Source organism: Oribacterium sp. HCP3S3_B9 (assembly GCF_052064255.1).
Classification (GTDB): domain Bacteria; phylum Bacillota; class Clostridia; order Lachnospirales; family Lachnospiraceae; genus Oribacterium.
On sequence record NZ_JBQHVY010000021.1, the window covers coordinates 1 to 20,905 of the forward strand.

Annotated in this window: 16 protein-coding genes; 13 read left to right on the plus strand and 3 right to left on the minus strand. The window is 58.2% G+C overall.

Translation table 11 applies throughout. The annotated features are described in order from the left end of the window. Nucleotides 1–118: 118 nt before the first annotated feature. The 5 genes from ACTNC3_RS09805 (at nucleotide 119) to ACTNC3_RS09825 (ending at nucleotide 8,105) form a co-directional block, all read left to right on the plus strand. Nucleotides 119–742: an AAA family ATPase gene (locus ACTNC3_RS09805; RefSeq protein ID WP_441227308.1), complete on the plus strand. Its 624-nt coding sequence runs from the start codon at nucleotides 119–121 to the stop codon at nucleotides 740–742. A gap of 296 nt (nucleotides 743–1,038) precedes the next feature. Beyond that, complete coding sequence (locus tag ACTNC3_RS09810; protein WP_441227309.1) at nucleotides 1,039–1,386, plus strand: Hpt domain-containing protein; 348 nt, start codon at nucleotides 1,039–1,041, stop codon at nucleotides 1,384–1,386. Nucleotides 1,387–1,395: 9 nt separating this feature from the next. Continuing rightward, entirely contained in the window at nucleotides 1,396–3,780 is a 2,385-nt protein-coding gene (locus tag ACTNC3_RS09815; RefSeq protein ID WP_441227310.1) for an HD domain-containing phosphohydrolase, read from the plus strand. Between the two features lie 489 nt (nucleotides 3,781–4,269). After that, on the plus strand, nucleotides 4,270–6,189 hold the full coding sequence (locus tag ACTNC3_RS09820; protein ID WP_441227311.1) for an ABC transporter ATP-binding protein: 1,920 nt from the start codon (nucleotides 4,270–4,272) through the stop codon (nucleotides 6,187–6,189). After that, nucleotides 6,186–8,105 (plus strand): ABC transporter ATP-binding protein, encoded by a 1,920-nt coding sequence (locus ACTNC3_RS09825; protein ID WP_441227312.1) that lies wholly within the window; start codon nucleotides 6,186–6,188, stop codon nucleotides 8,103–8,105. Before ACTNC3_RS09820 ends, ACTNC3_RS09825 begins: the two co-directional genes overlap by 4 nt. 180 nt (nucleotides 8,106–8,285) lie before the next feature. On the opposite strand, the gene ACTNC3_RS09830 is transcribed toward ACTNC3_RS09825, so the two are convergent. Next, nucleotides 8,286–9,182 carry a carbohydrate kinase family protein gene (locus tag ACTNC3_RS09830; RefSeq protein WP_410043241.1) on the minus strand — a complete coding sequence of 299 codons (897 nt, stop codon included), beginning with the start codon at nucleotides 9,180–9,182 and terminating at the stop codon, nucleotides 8,286–8,288. 150 nt (nucleotides 9,183–9,332) lie between these two features. Between ACTNC3_RS09830 and ACTNC3_RS09835 the strand changes: the two genes are divergently transcribed. From ACTNC3_RS09835 to ACTNC3_RS09860, 6 genes are all read left to right on the plus strand, one after another. Continuing rightward, nucleotides 9,333–10,670: an amidohydrolase gene (locus ACTNC3_RS09835; RefSeq protein WP_441227313.1), complete on the plus strand. Its 1,338-nt coding sequence runs from the start codon at nucleotides 9,333–9,335 to the stop codon at nucleotides 10,668–10,670. A gap of 158 nt (nucleotides 10,671–10,828) precedes the next feature. After that, nucleotides 10,829–12,238 carry an amidohydrolase gene (locus ACTNC3_RS09840; RefSeq protein WP_441227314.1) on the plus strand — a complete coding sequence of 470 codons (1,410 nt, stop codon included), beginning with the start codon at nucleotides 10,829–10,831 and terminating at the stop codon, nucleotides 12,236–12,238. Nucleotides 12,239–12,456: 218 nt separating this feature from the next. Continuing rightward, nucleotides 12,457–13,290 (plus strand): ABC transporter permease, encoded by an 834-nt coding sequence (locus ACTNC3_RS09845; RefSeq protein ID WP_410043244.1) that lies wholly within the window; start codon nucleotides 12,457–12,459, stop codon nucleotides 13,288–13,290. 17 nt (nucleotides 13,291–13,307) lie between these two features. After that, complete coding sequence (locus ACTNC3_RS09850) at nucleotides 13,308–14,345, plus strand: ABC transporter ATP-binding protein (protein ID WP_441227315.1); 1,038 nt, start codon at nucleotides 13,308–13,310, stop codon at nucleotides 14,343–14,345. A gap of 60 nt (nucleotides 14,346–14,405) precedes the next feature. Next, nucleotides 14,406–15,563 carry a polyamine ABC transporter substrate-binding protein gene (locus ACTNC3_RS09855; protein WP_441227316.1) on the plus strand — a complete coding sequence of 386 codons (1,158 nt, stop codon included), beginning with the start codon at nucleotides 14,406–14,408 and terminating at the stop codon, nucleotides 15,561–15,563. Between the two features lie 21 nt (nucleotides 15,564–15,584). Further along, complete coding sequence (locus ACTNC3_RS09860) at nucleotides 15,585–16,364, plus strand: ABC transporter permease (protein ID WP_410043247.1); 780 nt, start codon at nucleotides 15,585–15,587, stop codon at nucleotides 16,362–16,364. A 38-nt stretch (nucleotides 16,365–16,402) separates the two neighbouring features. Here ACTNC3_RS09860 and ACTNC3_RS09865 read toward each other — a convergent pair whose 3' ends face one another. Together ACTNC3_RS09865 and ACTNC3_RS09870 are read right to left on the minus strand one after the other, a co-directional pair. Next, nucleotides 16,403–16,717, minus strand: coding sequence for a hypothetical protein (locus ACTNC3_RS09865; RefSeq protein ID WP_410043248.1), 315 nt, complete (start codon nucleotides 16,715–16,717; stop codon nucleotides 16,403–16,405). Next, the gene (locus ACTNC3_RS09870) at nucleotides 16,714–18,207 is read right to left on the minus strand and encodes a DNA polymerase Y family protein (RefSeq protein WP_441227317.1); all 1,494 of its coding nucleotides are present in this window, start codon (nucleotides 18,205–18,207) and stop codon (nucleotides 16,714–16,716) included. The genes ACTNC3_RS09865 and ACTNC3_RS09870 overlap by 4 nt, the downstream gene beginning before the upstream one ends. A gap of 155 nt (nucleotides 18,208–18,362) precedes the next feature. On the opposite strand from ACTNC3_RS09870, the gene ACTNC3_RS09875 reads away from it, so the two are divergent. Beyond that, nucleotides 18,363–19,730, plus strand: a complete 1,368-nt coding sequence (locus tag ACTNC3_RS09875; RefSeq protein ID WP_441227318.1) for a CapA family protein — start codon at nucleotides 18,363–18,365, stop codon at nucleotides 19,728–19,730. A 145-nt stretch (nucleotides 19,731–19,875) separates the two neighbouring features. Continuing rightward, nucleotides 19,876–20,754, plus strand: a complete 879-nt coding sequence (locus ACTNC3_RS09880) for a YitT family protein (protein ID WP_441227319.1) — start codon at nucleotides 19,876–19,878, stop codon at nucleotides 20,752–20,754. Nucleotides 20,755–20,905 lie beyond the last annotated feature (151 nt).

Sequence of the window (20,905 nt, forward strand, 5' to 3'; positions counted from 1 at the left end):
AGTCAGAGCTACAGGGGATAATAAAAAGTCCCACAGTATCTGAATGTATTGAACCACAGAATCAAAAAGAAAGGAAAATGTTGATTTAGCTTCTGGAATCATCATACAAGGGCAGACTATGAAGATTAATTACGTTACGATTTCGAGAGAATATGGTTCCGGTGGACGTGAGGTCGGCCGCAAGCTTGCGGATAAGCTGGGCATCCCACTGTATGATAAGGAAATCATCGAGCAGACCGCGTTTAAGACGGGCTTCGCAGAGGATTATGTGAAGAAACAGGGCGAGTATGCAAGCGCCCGCAACTGGATCGAGTATTCCTTCTCGGCGCGAAACAGCTACGGTATGAGTCCGGAGGATTATCTCTGGGCGAAGCAGCGAGAGGTCATCCTCGATCTCGTCGCGAAGGGACCGTGCGTGATCGTCGGACGCTGTGCGGACTACATCCTGCGTGATCGTACGGATGTGCTCAATGTCTTCATCCATGCGGATCTCGAGAAGCGGAAGCACAGAATCACCGAGATCTATAAGGAGCCGGAGAACACCGACAAGATGCTGAAGGACATGGATAAGAAGCGTAAGTTCAACTATCGCTACTACACCGAGCAGGAGTGGGGCAAGTGCCAGAACTACGACCTGACCCTCGACAGTGGCTCCCTCGGTATCGATCACTGTGTCGACATCATCTACCACATCTGCCAGGACGACGAGGTGGAGAAAACACCGAAGCCGGCAGAGGAGTGAAGCCCTCCGGGAGCGTTACATGAACTATCGCCGCTATAACAAAAAATAATGTAAACCAGGCAGGTAAACCCGTAAATTCGCTTGTATTCTCTGGCATTTTCTGTATATTAAATTTATATAATTATACCTTGTTAAACATGAAGAGGCGCTTTCGTACCGGAGGGGGATCGGGTAGGAAAGAGGCCTCTTGAGTGTAGTTATTTTTATGATGGCTGAGAGGTACGAATTTGGCAGCATAGGGACGAAATGGGTCTGCCTGTTCCGAAATATTTATTTTTTTAATAGGGGGATAAATCATGACGATTGAAGAGTGTTATCAGGCGATAGGGGCGGATTACGAGGATGTATCACACCGCATCCCGAATCCGGCGTTGGTGAAGAAGTTCGCGCTGAAGTTTCTGGACGACAAGAGCATGGAGCAGCTGACCGCAGCACTGAAGGATGGCGCAGTTGAGGATGCATTCCGCGCAGCGCATACGCTGAAGGGCCTCTGCCTGACACTCGGCTTCACACGGCTCGCGAAGCCGTCGATCGAGCTCACGGAGCTCCTGCGCGGCCGTCGCATGGATGGCTACGAACCGCTGTACGAGCAGGTGGTCGCAGAGTACGAGAAGACCGTCGCAGCGCTGCGCCAGGTCGACTAAGGAGATTTCATGGAACGTCAGACAATACTCATTGTAGACGATGCGGAGATGAATCGCATGATGCTGAGCGACATGCTAGGTGATCAGTACGATTACGTCGAGGCTGCGGATGGGCGCGAGGCACTTCGGATCCTGGAGAAAAACGTGTCCATCGATCTGATTCTGCTCGACATCAACATGCCGGAGATGAACGGCTTCGAGGTGCTCGAGGAGATGAACCGCTACCACTGGATCGAGGAGGTTCCGGTCATCATGATCACCGCGGAGGAGTCCGTGGAGTCGATGGAGCACGCCTATTCGCTCGGCGTCACCGACTACATCCCGCGGCCGTTCAATGTCTACATCGTGCGTCGGCGCGTGGAGAATACGCTGAATCTGTACGTGAATCAGAAGCGCCTCATGCGTCTCGTGTCGGACCAGATCGCAGAAAAAGAGGAGAACAACACCCTGATGGTGAGTATCCTCAGTAACGTCGTCGAGATCCGAAACCACGAGAGCGGCGACCATATCCGGAACATCCGTCGCATCACGGAGCTCCTGCTGCATCAGCTCGTGCAGAAGACGAAGGCCTATCATCTCAGTGAGGAGGACATCGCGCTGATCATGACCGCGTCGTCCCTCCACGACATCGGAAAAATCACGATTCCGGAGGAAATCCTGAACAAACCGGGGAAGCTCACGAAGGAAGAGTTTGAGATTATGAAGACACACTCCACCGCGGGTGCACAGATCCTGGAGCAGATGAAGTACGGCCAGGATAAGCCGCTGTACCGCTATGCGCTGGAGATCTGCCGCTGGCACCACGAGCGCTGGGACGGGCATGGCTACCCGGATGGTCTGATGGGAGAGGAGATCCCGATCTCCGCCCAGATCGTAGCGATCGCGGATGTATACGATGCGCTCACGAGCGAGCGCTGCTATAAGAAGGCGTACGACCACACGACTGCGATCAACATGATCCTGAACGGTGAGTGTGGTGCCTTCAACCCGCTGCTGCTGGAGTGCCTGACGGAGACCGCCCCGCAGATTCGTATCGTGACGGGAGTGAACGGAGATGCGATGCCATACCGCTTCGAGCTGAACCGTCTGTCAGAGGAAATCCTCGCGCATGCGGACCTCCCGAAGAACGACCGTGTACAGAACCTCCTCGCGACCATGCAGGAGCGGATCGACTTCTTCGCATCCACCAGCGGTGGTATCCAGTTCGAGTACGATGCGGTGTCACGCCTTGCGGATGTGACGAACTGGAACGAGCCGCCACAGTACCGTCACAGCGTGAAGAACGTCACGCGTGTGAACGATTTCCGCTATCTCAGTCAGCATGACTTCAAGCGTCTGCGGGATGCGATGGATGCGACGACGAAGGAGAATCCGGAGTTCGCCCTCAGCATCCTCTTCCCGGTCGGCAACGAGTACCACTGGTGCGATCTCCGGGTGCGTACACTCTGGTCGGATTTCCGACCGGATCACTACATCGCGGCGGTCGGCCAGCTGCTGGACCCGCAGATGAAGGAAGAGAAGGAATTTCCGTCCCAGGGCGGTCCGCTGGATTCGACCTCACCGGTCGTCCTTCAGAATATCCGCTGCCTGCAGTCCGTCTTTGACACCGTGCGTCTCATCGATCCGACGACCTATGAAGTGCTCGATCTCGACGAGGCGGGCGTGCTCCGGCACTCGAAGCAGCACTGCGCCGCCTTCTGGAACAACGAGGGCGTCTGTGCGAACTGTATCTCGGCGCGGGCCTATGCGCAGAAATCGACGCTCAACAAGCTGGAGTTCACGAGCACCGATATGTACTTCGTGGTGTCGAAGTACCTGAACCTGAACGGTACGCCGTGCGTGCTCGAGCTCCTAAGCCGCCTCGACGAGGGCCGCTGGATCGACGCGAACGGCACACGTCTGCTCCTCGATCGGAATCACGACGGGAACATGGACCTCTTCCTGGATCCGGTGACGGACACCTACTCGCGCCGCTACTATGAGACCTACCGCGCGCACCTCGAGGGCATGGAATCCACCGCCATCATCGACGCGAACCGCTTCAAGCAGGTCAATGACTCCTTCGGGCACCCTGCGGGAGATGCTGTGCTGCGGGAGATCGCGCGCGCCATCAAGGACTGCATACGAAAGACCGACATCCTGATCCGCTACGGCGGGGATGAGTTCCTGCTCCTCTTCCCGAAGATGAGCGAGGAGATCCTCGAGCGGAAGATGCAGGAGATTTCGTCGGCGGTCGAGAACATCCGTATCGCGGATTATCCGGAGCTTCGCCTCTCGATCTCGATCGGTGGTGTGACGGGCGTACACCCGATCACCGAGGCGATCCGCCAGGCGGACCTCCGCATGTATGCGCAGAAGCAGGCGTATAATCACGAGCATCAGCTCGATAATTAAATGTAATCACAGGAAAAACCGGGCACTGCGCTCCGGTTTTTCCGCCGTAAGGGGGTCCCGTCATGGGGTCTGACCCCATTAAATTTTTCTAAACAAAATCTAAAGTTTCAGTTTATGGGGTCAGACCCCCTTACGAAATTCTTAAGATGGGAGCGCCGGTGGCGTAAGGCCGCGCCTGAATCTGAACTTTTTGTGAAGTCGTTGAATTGTTGCACGCAATGTTTTAATATAGTAAAGTTTCGCGAAAAGCAGATGTTTTCAGCGTATACTATATATGGAAGAGAGGCGTCCGGGATGAAACCGGCGTCTTCAGGCGCTCGCTGCATTCCATGCACCAGCGCCTCGTGATTCCTGCGCCGGGGGTATAGGGTCGGCTGCGGGAATCATACGCAGAACCCCGGACTCCCTGAATGTTGATCAGGTACAGAGCCGACGGGGGATCCTACACTGCTTTTCGCCGCCTATCGTTTACATCTACAGGAGGAATTTATGGACGTTATCAAGACGCTCTCGAAATCCATCCGCGAGTTTAAGGGGCCGAGCCTGCGCGCGCCGCTGTTCGTGCTGATCGAGTCACTGATCGAAACCGCCATTCCGTTTGTGACGGCGATGCTGATCAACCAGATCAAGGATGGCGCCGGCATGGGCACCATCGGGAAGTACGGTATCGTGCTGCTCGTGCTGGCAACCCTGTCACTTCTTTCCGGCGTCGCGGCCGGCAACAACTGCGCGACCGCATCCACCGGCTTCGCGCGCAACTTAAGAAAAGACCTCTTCTATAAGATTCAGGACTTTTCCTTCGAAAACATCGACCACTTCCAGACGAGCTCCCTCGTCACCCGTATGACCACGGATATCCAGAACCTGCAGCAGGCCTACATGATGCTGATCCGACTCGGCTTCCGTGCGCCGGCGATGCTGATTTTCTCCTTCGCCGCTGCCTTTCTCATGGGTGGACGCATGGCCTGGATCTTCGTCGCGGTCATCCCGATCCTCGGCGTCGGCCTCGCCGTCATCATCCGCACGGTTATGCCGATCTTCCGCCGCGTTTTCCGGAAGTATGACCGTCTGAACGACTCCGTGCAGGAAAACATCAACGGCATGCGCGTCGTGAAGTCCTTCGTTCGTGAGGATTTCGAGATGCAGAAGTTCGACCGCGCCGCGACCGACGTCCAGCGCGACTTCACGAAGGCTGAGCGCTTCCTCGCGCTGAACAACCCGCTGATGCAGTTCTGTATCTACACCGTCATGCTCTTCGTCCTGAGCTTCGGCTCCTACACGATCATCACGAGCCACGGTGCCGACCTCGACGTCGGACAGTTCTCCTCGCTCCTGACCTACAGCTTCCAGATCCTCATGTCCCTCATGATGCTCAGCATGATTTTCGTCATGGTGACCATGTCGGCCGAGTCTGCCGAGCGTATCGCTGAGGTCCTGAACGAGACGAGCACCCTCACGAATCCGGCCTCCCCGGTGACCGTGGTGAAGGATGGCTCCATCGATTTCGACCACGTGAGCTTCAAGTATCAGGCCAATGCTGAGAATTACGTCCTCTCGGACATCGATCTTCATATTAAATCAGGTGAAACCATCGGCATCATGGGCGGTACCGGCTCCTCGAAGTCCTCGCTCATCCAGCTGATTTCCCGTCTCTATGACGCAAGCGAGGGCGAGGTGCTGGTCGGCGGTGTCGACGTACGAAAGTACGACCTCAAGCTCCTGCGTGATCAGGTCGCTGTCGTGCTTCAGAAGAACGTCCTCTTCTCCGGCACCATCGCGGAGAACCTCCGCTGGGGCAACCCGCAGGCGAGTGACGAAGAGCTCGTCGCCGCATGTCAGCTCGCCCAGGCGGACGAGTTCGTCCAGACCTTCCCGAACAAGTACGACACCTTCATCACCCAGGGTGGTACCAACGTCTCTGGTGGTCAGAAGCAGCGTCTCTGCATCGCCCGTGCGATCCTGAAGAAGCCGAAGGTGCTGATCCTCGACGACTCCACCTCCGCGGTCGACACGAAGACCGACGCCTTGATCCGTAAGGGCTTCCGCGATTTCATCCCGGAGACCACGAAGATCATCATCGCGCAGCGTGTGTCCTCCGTCCAGGACGCCGACCGCATCCTCATCATGGAGGGCGGCCGCATCGCGGACATCGGCACCCACGAGGAGCTCCTCAGCCGCAACGCGATGTACCAGGACATCTACTACAGCCAGAATAAAACCTCGGAAGAGGCCAATGCAGTCGACCCTGTACGTGTCGTGGCCACCCCGGAGGCGATGGCAGCAGAACTCGCGCAGCGCGACGGTGTGAAGCCGGAAGCATTGGCAGAAGCAGGCGGAAGTGCGCAGCTGCGTGACGATGTGAAGCCGGAAACATTGGCAAAAGAGGCGAAAGGAGGAGAGCAGCGATGAAGGGAAACAGAAATATGCGCGGCCCGGTCGATAAGACGGTGCTGAAGGACGGGACCCTCGGACGGCTGATCCGGATGATCTTTTCGTTTTATCCGGTGCTGCTGCCGTTTACGCTCGCGTGCATCCTCGTAAATGCGATCATCACGGCGATCCCGTCCCTGTTCCAGCAGCGCATCATCGCGCTGATCGAGCAGAACTGGCAGAGCGGTGACTGGGCCGGTGTGTCCGCCCGGATCCTGAGCCTCGTGCTGACGCTGGCGGTCCTCTATGTGCTGTCGCTCATCGCGGGCACCACCTACAACCAGTGCATGGCGGTGATCACGCAGGGCTCGCTTAAGAAAATCCGTACGAAGATGTTTGACGGTATGCAGAAGCTGCCGATTTCGTACTTCGACCACAACGAGCACGGCGACATCATGTCCTACTACACGAACGACGTCGATGCGCTGCGCCAGATGATTTCACAGTCGATCCCGCAGCTCCTGAACTCGGGTATCATCCTCGTCACCGTTTTCTCGCTCATGCTGTACTACAGCATCTGGCTCACGATCCTCGTGGTCGGCGGCATTGTCGTCATGACGAAGGTCGTGAAGAAGGTCGGTGGCAGCTCCGGACGCTACTTCGTGAAGCAGCAGGCGGCGGTTGCACAGACCGAGGGCTTCATCGAGGAGATGATGAATGGTCAGAAGGTCGTGAAGGTCTTCAACCACGAGGATGTGGCGAAGCGCGACTTCGACCGGATTAACGACGAGCTTTTCGCGGTGTCGGAGAAGGCGAACCGCTACGCGAATACCCTGATGCCGATCCTCGGCAATATCGGAAACATGCTCTATGTCGTGCTGGCGTTCGCCGGCGGCGTGCTGCTCTTCCTGAAGGTGCCGAACCTGAGCCTGAGCGGTATGGCCCTCAGCATCAGCATCACCGTGCCGTTCCTCAACATGGAGCGGCAGTTCGCCGGCCAGATCGGCGGTATCTCGCAGCAGATCAATGCGATCGTCATGGGTCTCGCGGGTGCGCGTCGTATCTTCGCGCTGATGGATCAGCAGCCGGAGAAGGATGAGGGCACGGTGACGCTCGTGCGCTGTCAGGAGCGGAACGGGCAGATCGAGGAGTGCAGTGAGCGCACCGAGCAGTGGGCCTGGAAGAAGGTCGAGGCGGACGGCAGCGTGACGTATAAGCGCCTCGAGGGTGACGTCGTCCTGAAGAATGTGGATTTCTCCTACGACGGAGAGCACACGGTACTGCACGAGGTCAATGTCTACGCCCGTCCGGGTCAGAAGGTTGCGTTCGTCGGTGCCACCGGTGCCGGTAAGACGACCATCACGAACCTCATCAATCGTTTCTACGAGATTCAGAAGGGCACCATCACCTACGACGGCATCGATATCCAGGATATCGAGAAGGCGTCCCTTCGAAAGTCGCTCGGCATCATCCTGCAGGATACCGTGCTCTTCACGGGTACGGTCATGGAGAACATCCGCTACGGAAAGCTCGATGCTTCGGATGAGGAGTGTATGGCAGCTGCGAAGCTCGCCGGTGCGGACAGCTTCATTCGTCGACTGCCGAAGGGCTACGACACGATGCTGATCGCAAACGGCGCGAACCTCTCGCAGGGCCAGCGCCAGCTGCTCTCCATCGCGCGTGCCGCCGTCGCCGATCCGCCGGTTATGATCATGGATGAGGCCACCTCCTCCATCGATACCCACACCGAGGCCGTAGTGCAGAAGGGCATGGACGCCCTCATGGCCGGACGCACCGTCTTCGTCATCGCCCACCGCCTCAGCACCGTGCAGAACTCCGACGTCATCATGGTCCTCGACCATGGCCGCATCATCGAACGCGGCTCCCACGACGAGCTCATCGCCGCCCGCGGCAGCTACTACCAGCTGTACACCGGCGCCTTCGAGCTGGAGTGATCTTGATAAAGTTAAAAACAGAGGATGTCGCTCGCGCGACATCCTCTGTTTTTATTGTGCGGCGATTCCAGACTGCCGCCGCTTTCGTCTTAAGAATTTCGTAAGGGGGTCTGACCCCATAAACTTCAGTTTAGATTTTGTTTAGAAAAATTTAATGGGGTCAGACCCCATAAACTTAGGTCAGCGGCGGATGTACGCGCCGCCTTCCTGGGCGACGACTTCGGAAGCAATCTGGTTTGCGAAGCGCATGGTGTCTTCCTCGGTCCAGCCGAGTGTGAGGCCGGTGAGGACCGCACCGCAGTGCGAGTCACCAGCACCGATGGTATCGACGACGGTCGATGGCACGGATGGTGCGCTGTGCACGGAGCCATCCGCAGAGATCCAGAGGACGCCGTCGGCACCGCGTGTCACGATGACCATGTTTCCGGTCTTCGCGTGCAGCACCTGCGCCGCGGCGAGAACGCGATCCTCGCTACCGCTCATCCCGGCGAGGGCCTGCGCTTCCTGCTCGTTCAGGTGAAGGATCGGGTGCATCCCAAGGATGCGTTCCGTACGATCCGTGTCGACCTCGATGCCGCGCGGGCCCGGTGCATACACGACGGTGCCGGCGATGTCCGGATGCGCCTCGAGCCAGGCCACGAGCTCGCCACCGGTCGTTTCCTCGACCTCGAGTCCGCAGATGTAGGTATAGTCGAAGCGCTCGCCCGCGAAGGCGTCCATGTACTCCGCATGGAAGCTGTACTCGATCCCGTGGACGGAGAGGAAGGTGCGCTCGCCGCTTCGCTCCACGAGGCAGTAGCAGCAGCCATTTTCACTATCCGGGACGGTGATTGGCCCCCGGAAGCCTGCATTGTCGAGATGCGCGCGCACAAAGTCGCTGAACACGCCGTGGTCGCCGATCGGCGTCACGAAGCGAAGATCGACATCATAGGCCTTCGGTACCTGCGCCACGTTGAACGCGCAGCCGCCCATCGCGAAGCGCTGCACCGGATGCATGTCCTCGCCGGTTGTCGGCAGGTGGTCGAGTCGGAGAATCACATCCACACAGGTGGAGCCGATGATGAGAAGTCGTTTCATAATATTCCTCCATGATTTCAGGGTGGCATTTTCTGCCTGCGTTTACTATACTACTTCACATGAGGGAGTTCTTGCAATACAGAGTTTTATACCTGCCATGACATTAGCACGCGGGCTATACAGGATATACAGAACACACAAGGAGTAATCATGGAAATAGATAAGAACAGCATCTACCAGGAATTTGCGGCGGAGGCGTCGGCGATGCAGGCGCGTTCGGTGGCGCTGCGGCGTGATCTTCACCGGCATTCGGAGACGGGCTGGCTCGAGATGCGGACGACGGCGATCATCGTGCGGCGGCTCCGCGCGCTCGGCTATCAGGTGTTGACGGGGCGCGAGGTCTGTCTCGCATCCGCGCGGCTCGGGCTCCCGGACGCAGACATCATGGCGGCGCACGCAGAGGCGGTGCTGCAGCAGGGCGTGACGGAAGAGGAGCTGACGCCGGATCTCCGCGAGGGCTTCACTGGCGCGATCGCCATCCTCGACTGCGGCCCAGGCCCGGTGGTGGCGCTTCGCTTTGACATCGACGCGCTCGGCATGGTCGAGTGCCCGGAGTCGACGCATCGCCCGACCCGCGAGGGCTTTGCCAGTGTCAATGCAGGTATGATGCACGCCTGTGGCCATGACGCGCATGCGACGATCGGCCTCGGCGTGGCGGAGCTTCTCATGAAGCATCGCGACGCACTTCATGGCACGATCAAGCTGATTTTTCAGCCGGGCGAGGAGGGCGGCCGCGGCGCTGCGGCTATCGTGGCCCACGGACACCTCGACGACGTCGACTACCTGATCGGAAATCACATCGCGCCGACCGGCGCGCTTGACGACGGCGACGTCACGCCGGGCACCTACGGCTCTCTCGCAAACACGAAGTACGACGTCTATTATACCGGCACGGCAGCCCACGCAGGCGGCTTCCCGGAGCGCGGACAGAATGCGCTCCTCGCGGCAGCCCAGGCGAGCCTCGGACTCTACGCGATCCCGCGCCACTCCGCCGGCATTACCCGCGTGAACGTCGGGACGCTCCACGCAGGCACGGGGCGCAACGTCATCCCGGACCGTGCGAAGATGGAGATCGAGGTGCGCGGCGAGACGACCGAGATCAATGAATACATGATGCAGCAGGCGGAGCAGATCTGTCAGGGTGCCGCCACGATGCATGGCTGCCGCTGCGAGATGAAGATCGAAGGCCGCGGCGAGTCACAGCACAGTGACGAAGCGCTCTGGCAGCGCATCGCGACGCTCGTGCGGACGGAACTCCCGCAGTACCGCGTGAGCTCCACCCCGAACGCGCAGAACTGGGGCTCCGAAGACATCTCCCTGATGATGAACCGCGTCCAGAGCCACGGCGGCCAGGCGACCTACATGCGCACCATGACCGACATGGCGAGCGAGCAGCACACCGTCCGCTTCGATTTCGACGAGCAGGTGCTCGCGCGCGGCATCACCCTGTTCAGCGCGATCGTCTACGACCTCGCCGGTCGTGCGTGACGCCGAGGCATCTGCCTGCGGCCAATGCCTCGGTCGCTCATCCGATGGCGGGCCGAATCGAGTTCGACCGGCGGAAGTGCGATGAAAGATTTCCGGAATTCCGGGCATCCGTCACTGGTGAACGAGATGAATGCGAAAAAAGAAAGGCTTCTTACGATATGAAAACACTGATTAAAAATGTGACCATCCTGACGATGGATGACGCCGACCGCGTGCTTCACGACGGCTGGCTCCTCATCGACGGCGAGAAGATCGCCGCGCTCGGTGAAGAAGAACAGAAGCAGACGGAGACCTCGCTCGACGATCGTACGGTAGCTTCAGCACAGACAAACGCCGCTGCCCAGCCGATCGAGAACCTGCAGCAGGCGGAAGCGGTGGCGGACGAGGTGATCGACGGGGCGGGCGGCATCCTGCTGCCGGGCTTCGTAAACACGCACTGCCATGTGTCGATGGTGCCGTTTCGTTCGATGGGCGACGACTGCCCGGACCGACTGCGCCGCTTCCTGTTCCCGCTGGAGCTCGAGGCGATGACACCGGAACTCGTCTACTGGGGCGCGCTCTACGGCATCGCGGAGATGTTCCTCTCAGGCACTACGACCTTCCTCGATATGTACTACTTCGAGGATCGCGTTGCGGAGGCCTGCGAGCAGGCCGGCATCCGCGGCTACCTCGGTGAGACCCTGATCGGACAGAAAACCTGCGACAGCCCGGACGAAGCGTATGGTGGCTTCGCCTATCAGAAGGACTTCTTCGCGGAGTATCACGGGGCACGGCATCCACGCATCCACCCGATTATCGCGCCGCATGGCACGACGACCCTGTCACCGGAGAAGCTTCGCGAGGCGCATGAGCTTGCGGTGAAGTACGACACGATCTTCACCCTGCATGCCTCCGAGATGGACTACGAAATGGAGCATTTCCGCGCGATGGGCATGACCCCGACCGCCTTCCTCGATTCGATCGGCGCGTTGGACGAGCATACGCTCGCGGCGCACTGCATCCACATGACCGAAGAGGACCTGCAGCTTATGAAGCGCCGCGGCGCCGGCATCGCCCACTGCATCTGCAGCAACACGAAGGCCGGCAAGGGGGTGGCCCCGATGGAGCGGGCACGTCAGCTCGGCGTCGGCTTCGGCCTCGGCACGGACGGCCCGTCCTCCGGTAACACGCTGTCGATGTTTGACCAGATGCGGATGCTCCCGAATGCCCAGAAGACGGCGAACCATGATCGCTCGCTCTTCCCGGCCCGGACCATCGTCCGCGCGGCGACCCGCGGTGGTGCCGAAGTACTGCATGGCACGGACTACGGTTACCTCGCCCCGGGGATGGCCGCCGACCTCACGCTCGTTTCGACCGAGGCTGCCCATATGTTCCCGGTGTACAACCCGTTCTCAGCATTGGCCTACGCCGCGAACGCGGCCGACGTCGACACGGTGTTCGCAAACGGCCGGATGGTCGTTCGCCACGGAGAGCTCACGACGCTCGACCTCGCGGAGATCCGCGCACAGCTCGTGGAAAAAATGAAGCCGTTTATGTCCGCCGCGGAGAAGTACAGCGATATTATTTGATAATGTACAAAAATAGGTTTGAATCCGCGCGCTACCTATGTTATAAATAACGTTGTTTTAAAGTACTCCGTTTACTTATTTACAAATCTTTTGCTTCGAGTTTACGAACATCGCCTGATCGAGGGCTGGCGCGGCTGATCGAAGAGGGCTGATGCATCACCGAAGCGAAAGAGGAAACCCGCGGCCTTTGCGAGGAGGTCGTCGACTGGAGGGTAATCGTGCAACTTTTCAAGAAGAATATCTGGTTTTTCATGATCCTGCCGGGCGTGCTGTTCCTGGTGGTGTTCATGCTCATCCCGCTGTGTTCACTGCTGCTCACTACAGTATTTCCAGACCAGGGGGATTTCTCTATGTCCGCCTACGCGACGGTACTTCAGAGCACCTACTTCCAGCAGGTGTTCCTCCGCAGCCTGAAGCTGAGTATCCTGAGCACCATCCTGTGTGCGCTGCTCGGCTATCCGGCGGCTTACTACATCGCGAAATTCGCGAAGAACAAGGGCATGCTGATGGCTTTCGCCGTCTTCCCGATGTTCACGAGCCCGGTCATCCGCTCCTTCAGCTGGATGGTCATCCTCGGAAAGAAGGGCATCGTCAACCGGTTCCTGGTGGCGATCGGACTCTTCGCGAAGCCGCAGGGCCTTCTCTATAACGAATTTTCCATCACCATCGGTTTCATACAGCTCTTCCTCCCGCTCATGATCCTGTCGCTGATCGGCGTGATCGAGAGCATCCCGGAGGACCTGACGCTCGCCGCCGAAAGCCTCGGCTCCACGAAGCTCGGCAGCTTCCTGCGCGTCACCCTGCCGCTGAGCGTATCCGGTCTCGTCACTGGCTCCGTGCTCGTGTTCACCGGCTGCATCACCGCGTACACCACGCCGCAACTCCTCGGTGGCACCGACACCCGTGTGCTCTCGACCATGATCTATCAGTATGCGATGAGTCTCGGTGACTGGGTCAATGCTTCCGTCGTTGCGGTCGTCATGATCGTCGTCACGATGATCGTCTCCACGATCGTGAATGGTGTGAGCCGCAAGGTGAACCCGCTGGCATAAAAATAGGAGGAAATACCGTGTCATTACTTGAGTTAAGAAATATCACCGCAGGATATGGAAAGAACATCATTCTGAAGGACCTGAACCTGAACGTCGAGAAGGGCGAGCTGGTCAGCCTCCTCGGCTCCAGCGGCTGTGGTAAAACCACGACGCTCCGCCTGATCGGCGGCTTCTCTGAGCCGATGCAGGGCGACATCCTCTTCGACGGAAAGGACTACACCCATGTGCCGCTGCATAAGCGGAACTTCGGCTTCGTGTTCCAGAGCTACGCGCTGTTCCCGCACATGAACATTTTCGAGAACGTCGCGTTCGGTCTGCGTCGCCGCAATCTGCCGGAGGCAGAGATCCAGGAGCGCGTCATGAAGATGCTCCACACGGTCGACCTCGACGGCTTCGAGAAGCGCCTTCCGAAGGAGATGTCCGGCGGACAGCGTCAGCGTGTAGCCCTCGCCCGTGCGATGGTTATCGAGCCGGATCTCATGCTCTTCGACGAGCCGCTCAGTAACCTCGACGCGAAGCTCCGCGTGCAGATGCGTGTTGAGATCCGTAAGCTGCAGCAGGAGCTCGGCTTCACTGCGATCTACGTCACCCATGACCAGGAGGAGTGCTTCGCGATCAGTGATAAGGTCGCGATCATGAACCACGGCGTGATCGAGCAGCTGGATCGCCCGGAGGAGATCTACGCGCACCCGAAGACCGAGTTCATCGCGCACTTCGTCGGCTTCGAGAACTTCATCGATCTCAAGCACAGTGAGGGCACGCGCTGGACAGCGGCCGACGGCAGCGTTCTCGAGATCGCACATCCGAAGGAGGGCCGTGACACGACCCGCGCCTGCATCCGTCCGGACGACATCCTCGTCGCGGCAGCGGGAGAGGACGTCGCCAATGCTGTCTCCGGTAAAGTCGGTGTGCGTACCTACCTCGGCAAGCGCATGCAATATAACGTGGAGACCGCCCTCGGCGAGCTCATCGTCAACACCTCGAACGACCGTCTCTTCGATGTGGGAGAGAACATCACGCTTTCCCTCGACGCGCATAAGATCGTTATGGTATAAATTCGTCGTTCGGCGCTACGTATAAGGCGCTTGATATATCATCATCTAGTGGAGGAAATTATGAGAAAGACATTATCCCTTGTGCTTGCAGCTGCTATGCTGAGCACCACCATCGCTGCGTGCGGTTCATCGAACAACACCGCTACAACCACCGCTGCCGCTACTGAGACGACAGCCGCTGCTGAGACTTCAGCTGCTGAGACCACCGCTGCTGCGGGAGAGACTGCAGACGCGTCTGCTGCCCAGGACTTCGCCGGCCAGACACTGACCATCTCAACCTTCTCGTTCAACGCGGAGCTTCTTCAGAAGAACGTATATGATCCGTTCATGGAGCAGACCGGCGCGAAGCTCGTCGTAGAGACCGGTAAGAACGCAGAGCGTGTAACGAAGATCGAGGAGTCTCCGGAGAATTACGATGTGGTCATCATCGGCGATTCTTTCGCAGCACAGCTTGCCAATGACGGTATCTTCGAGAGCATCGATCGTTCGAAGATCGCGAACCTCGATTCTATCTATGATGTCGCGAAGGCACCGATGGGCGAGGAGTACGGCCCGGCGTACACCTTCAACCGTCTCGGTATCGTCTATGATCCGTCGATGATCGACGTAGAGATCAAGAGCTTCGCAGACCTCTGGAATCCAGAGCTGAAGGACTGCATCGCTGTTCCGGATATCACCACCACCTCCGGTATGCTGTTCTACTATGCAACCGCAGCTGCCTTCGGTCTGACCCCGGGTCAGGACGATGACGCCATCTTCGCAAAGCTCGAGGAGCTGAAGCCAAATGTCGTAAAGACCTGGACTTCTGCCAACGACACCATCACCATGCTGAACCAGGGTGAGGCTTCCGTTGCGACCCTCCTCGACTACAGCTACACCACTGCGAAGCAGGCAAACCCGGACTATGTATGGGTGAATCCGAGCGAGGGTAACTTCGCCGGCTTCAACATGCTGAACATCACGAAGGGCTGCAAGAATAAGGAGCTCGCGGAGGCGTTCATCGACTTCTACCTTTCCAAGGACGTACAGCAGGCCGAGGCACTCGACGGTGTCGACTCTCCGGTAAATACCGAGGTCGAGCTCACCGAGGAGCAGGCTGCAAACTTCACCTATGGCCAGGAGATGGTCGACAGCCTGGTTCTTCCGGACTGGTCCCTCATCACAGAGAAGAAGGCGGACTGGATCAACCGCTGGAACGAGCTGTTCTCAGTTCAGTAATAATAAATTGGAGATGAAGAAATGAAAAAGAACAAAGCCCTGCTGCTGATCACCATCCTGGTATACGTCTTTCTGATCGGACCGCTCCTGATTATCATGGCGGCCTCCTTCAGTGATACGAACTATCTGACGTTCCCGGGCCATGGATTCACACTGAAGTGGTATGCACAGGTGCTGACGATGAAATCCTTCATCTCCGCAGCACAGACCTCGGTGATCGTCGCGATCGTGTCGACCCTGCTCGCCCTGGTACTCGGACTGCCGGCGGCCTATGCGCTGAACCGCTATTCGTTCCGCGGCAAGGAAGCCATCAAGACCGTCTTCCTGTCACCGGTGCTGGTTCCGGTCGTCGTACTCGGTTTCGTCATGCTCCGTTATGTTGTCAATGTGCTGAAGCTTCCAGTGATGCCGAGTCTTCTGATCGGCCACACCCTGCTCGGTATCCCATACGTCATGCGTGTGGTGACCGCGAGCCTCGCGAACTTCGACTTCGCGATCGAGGAAGCAGCCGGCAGTCTGGGTGCGACGAAGGTGTATTCCTTCTTCCATATCATCCTGCCAAACATCAAATCCGCCATCGCGTCGGCCTCGATCATGGCGATGATCAACTCCTTTAACAACGTATCGCTGTCGGCCTTCCTGACCGGCCCGGGCGTCAATGTACTCCCGATCGAGATGATGAGCTACGTAGAGTATCACTTCGACCCGACCATCGCCGCCCTCGCGACCCTCATGATGGTCATCACCCTCGGCATCATGCTCCTGATCGAGAAGACCCTCGGACTGAAGTCGGTGGTGTAAGCATCTAAAACTGAACAAGAATCGGAAATGGGTGGTGATCACATGATCATCACCCATTTGCTTTCGGCGGGATAGTAGACCAACCGGAAGCTCTGCTCCAGGCCGCCGAGGACGGCGGTGCAGCTGAAATCCCGGCTGGGGATACCTGCGTAGTGCTTCTCCTCGGAGGACTTCACATGGATGTTCTGGATGTAATGGATCTCGCCGTCGTCTCCTTCGAACTTGAAGGAAAGCGGGATGATCGTACCGGAGCTGGTGAACCAGCTCTTGACGGCGATGGGGTATGGGCGACCCTTACGGGTGCCGCTGTCGATGTGCGGGAGCACATCACTGATGGCAGTGAAACCGGTCATAATATTGTTTCCTTATTGTAGTCCACCGTTCGCCGCTCGCGGGAGATGCCGCCGTTCATGTGGTCGATGGCGTACGGATCCGCGCAGCCGGGGGCGGAAACGAAGCGGGCGCGCTTGATCGCGTCGTTTCCATAGCGGGTACGGATCTCATCGACGGCGTACTCGGCCTGGCGAAGCTTCCCATAGTCGTAGCGGTCGAAGAGGTCTACCTGTCGGCCGACAGCGTGGCTCACCTTACTGGTGTGGATGCCCAGGTGGCGGATCGGGTAACCGGTCCACAGCTCATCGAAGCAGCGACATGCGGCATCGTAGATTTCCAGCGTCAGGTCCGTCGGTGAGCGGAGCTGCTTCTGATGCCCGTAGAAGCGAAGCTCGCTGTCGCGAATGCTGATATCCACACAGCTGACACGAACCTCATCGGCACGGATGCGCTGGGAAACCGTCTCTGCGAGGGAGAGAAGATGCCAGTAGGCCTCCTGTCGGTCCGTCACGTCATGGATGGTCGTGCAGGAGTTTCCATAGCCCTTCGGCGGGGCCTCCATGAGCTGGGGGATGACCGGACTGTCGTCGATGCCGCAGGCGAACTGCCGTACCAGAAGTCCATGCGACTTCATGCGGTGATAGAGTATGTCCGGGTCGAACTGCGCGAGCGCACCGATGGTATGGATGCCCAGGCGATGCAGCTTCGGGGCCGTCGCGTAGCCGACATAGAAGAGCTCCTCCACGGGGAGCGGCCACATCTTATGCTCGATTTCAGACGGCCAGAGGGTATGCACCTGATCCGGCTTCTGGAAGTCGGAGGCCATCTTCGCAAGCAGCTTGTTACTCGAGATGCCGATGTTCACCGTGAAGCCGAGCTCCTCTCGGATCCGCTCCTTCAGCTGCCAGGCCAGCAGTACCGCTCGATGCTCGACCTCGCTCTGCCAGGTGGCATCGATCTCCGCCGGCAGCCGAATCGCATCGAAGGCACGGATGCGGTCTTCGAGCGTGTTTGTGGAGCCTGTCGCCCGCTGCCTGTCGGATGGAGTGGATGAAGGGCCGAGTACGGTATGGTCGGTAGAGGCATCGGCCGGGGACGGCCCTGGTGCAGTATGGCGGAGCAGCAGCGCGCGGTCCTGAAGCCAGGGCGTGCCCGTCATATCGAGGAAGGCCTCGTCGATGCTGTACTTCTCGATGGTGTCCGTGTACTCCTCGAGAATCTCGATCATCGCCCGGCTCGCGTGGCTGTAGAGCGTGTAATTCGGCGGGACGATGACGAGCTCCGGGCACTTCCGCCGTGCGTCCACGATGGGCTCGCCGGTCTTAATATGATATTTCTTCGCCGGAATCGACTTCGTGAGGATGATCGCGTGGCGCTTACTCTGGTCGCCGCCCACCGCACTCGGAATCGTGCGGAGATCGAGCGTACCACCGAGATGGTGGATCCGATAGCACGCCTCCCAGCTGAGAAACGCAGAATTCACATCGATATGAAAGATAATCCGTTCCATAATCCCACCTCTTAACGCGAAACGCTTGACAAACATCTGTTCTATTTATTATGATAGCCGTGAACGGAACGGATGTCAATCATAAAAACGAGCAGATGTTCTAATTAATTTTTATAACAGCGCCCGACATAGGGCGGGAAAATAGAGGGAGCGAAATGGAGCAGGAGAATCGGAGAGAGCACGGGCGGAGCCGTCGGAAACTGGAAGAACAGATGGAAAGAGGAAGCGGAACGAAGCGCTGGGTCGGGCTGTGGAGTGTCCTTCTGCTCGGTATCATCGTGGCGCTTGGGGTGATTACGCTGTGCCCGGATGATGGGAGACGTATATCATCAGCTGTCGGCAATATAGGAGAAAATCGGACGGCTTCCAGTGAAACCACGGGTATGAATGGAGAAGCCGGTGCAGATGGAGCAGACTCGATAGGGAAGGAAATGGATGGATCCGTTTCCAAATCAGATGAAAGTGAGCGCGGAGCGGACGACACCACGATCATGATTGAGAATCCGACGGAGACAGACGCTGCGGGGAATCCTGGCACCGCGGATACGGAGGATGCCGAAACAGCGGGGACAGAAGCTGTGAAGGGAGCGACGCGCCTTCTGTTTGCGGGCGATGTGTATCTCAGCGACCATGTGCTGGAAGCGTATGACGCCGCCGGCGGCATCGACGGTGTCCTGTCACAGGACTACCAGGCGGAGATTCAGGCGGCAGATTTTTTCATGACGAATGAAGAGTTCCCGTTCAGTACGCGTGGAACGCCGGCACCGGACAAGCAGTTCACCTTCCGTGTGCACCCGGAGAAGGTGAAGCTGATGCAGGAGATGGGGATCGACCTCGTCACGCTCGCAAACAATCATGCGCTTGACTATGGGCGTGACGCGATGCTCGATACGATCGATACGCTGGACCATGCAGGGATCCGTCACGTGGGTGCCGGAAAGAACCTTGCGGAGGCACGGAAGCCGGACGTCGTCGAGTTGAACGGGCGGACGTTTGCCTTTATCGGCGCGACGCGTGTATATCCGGAGGCGGACTGGGCGGCGGGCACGGATTCTGCCGGCATGTTTTCAGCCTATGATGGCGGTGCACAGCTCGCGGAGGAAGTGAAGGCGGCGAAGCAGCAGGCGGACTATGTCATCGCCTATGTGCACTGGGGCATCGAGCGGGAGGAGACGCCGAACGAGGTGCAGAAGAGCATCGCACATCGACTCGTGGATGCGGGCGCAGATCTGGTGGTCGGCGCACATCCGCACGTTCTGCAGGGCATCGAATACTACCAGGGCGTGCCGATCGCGTACTCGCTCGGAAACTTCGTGTTCGGCAGCTCGATTCCGAGCACCGCACTGCTGCAGGCAGATGTCGATGATGAGGGCATCCGGCTTCGCCTGATACCAGGTACGTCTGCCGCTGGCTATACGCGGAAGCTGGACGATGCGGAGAAAATCGCAGCTTTCTATGAAAAGATGAGCGGTCTCAGCAGTGGTGTGAAGATCGACGCGGATGGATATGTCAGTGCGTCGTGAGATGAATGAATAAATATTATCTATATCTGCCATGCCAAATATGTTATGATGAACGGAGTCTGGTGAACATACAGCCGATTCCGAAGCGCGGGATGATGTGCTGAACCGGATATGGACAGATGGTGTAGAGCAGGGAGGACTGGATATGCTGATGAAACGAACACCGATGCGGGATTATATGCTGATTGCGCTGGGCGCGCTGCTGATGGCGATTGGCAGTAAAAATATCTATGATCCGAATCAGCTGGTCGTTGGTGGTGTGACGGGTCTCGGCATCATCCTGCGGAGCTGGATCGGGATGCCGCTGTGGCTCAGTAATACTCTGCTCAACATCCCGCTGTTTCTTGCGGCGTGGAAGTTTCTCGGCGTGAAGTTTATCGGCAGGACTCTGTATGGTGCGGCGATGCTGTCCTTTTTCCTCTGGCTGCTGCCTGGTGTCAGTCTGATTCCAGATGGTGATCTGCTGCTGGCAGCTGTATTCGGCGGTATCCTTTCGGGGCTCGGCTTCGGCTTGATCCTGATCGGACAGGCGACGACCGGCGGTACAGATATCCTGGCAGCGCTCCTGCATATTCCGTTTCCGCAGTACAGCATCCCGCAGATTCTCCAGGTCATCGACTGGTTGATCGTCGCTATCGGTGTCGGTGCGTTCGGCGGTATCCATGCGCTGTATGCGATCATCTCTGTTTATGTCGTGACGAAGGTGTCGAACGGCCTGATGGAAGGCACGCATTACGCGAAGGCGGTCTGGATCATCACGTCGGAGCCGACGCAGATTTCGGATGCCATCCTGCAGAAGCTGGACCGTGGTGTCACTGGTGTGCATGCGATCGGTATGTACTCCGGTAAGGAAACGACGATGCTTTACAGCATCATGTCGAACCGCGAGATCACGTACCTGAAGGACCTCGTACATGAAATCGACCCGAACGCCTTCGTGATCCTTTCAGATGTCCGCGAGGTCATGGGAGAGGGCTTCTCCCGAGAGAAGCCGATACCGAAATCCGGGTCCCCTGCTACCTGAACGCTTACCACTGGGTGTTACCGTTCAGACAGGGCTGCTGTCTGCCGAGCTACGAGTGAACAGTAACCGCCGGGGCGCCGGTGTTTGTGAACTGTGAGAATTCCGCTTTACATTTGGCGGGCGACGTGCTATATTGTAATGGCGTTTTGAG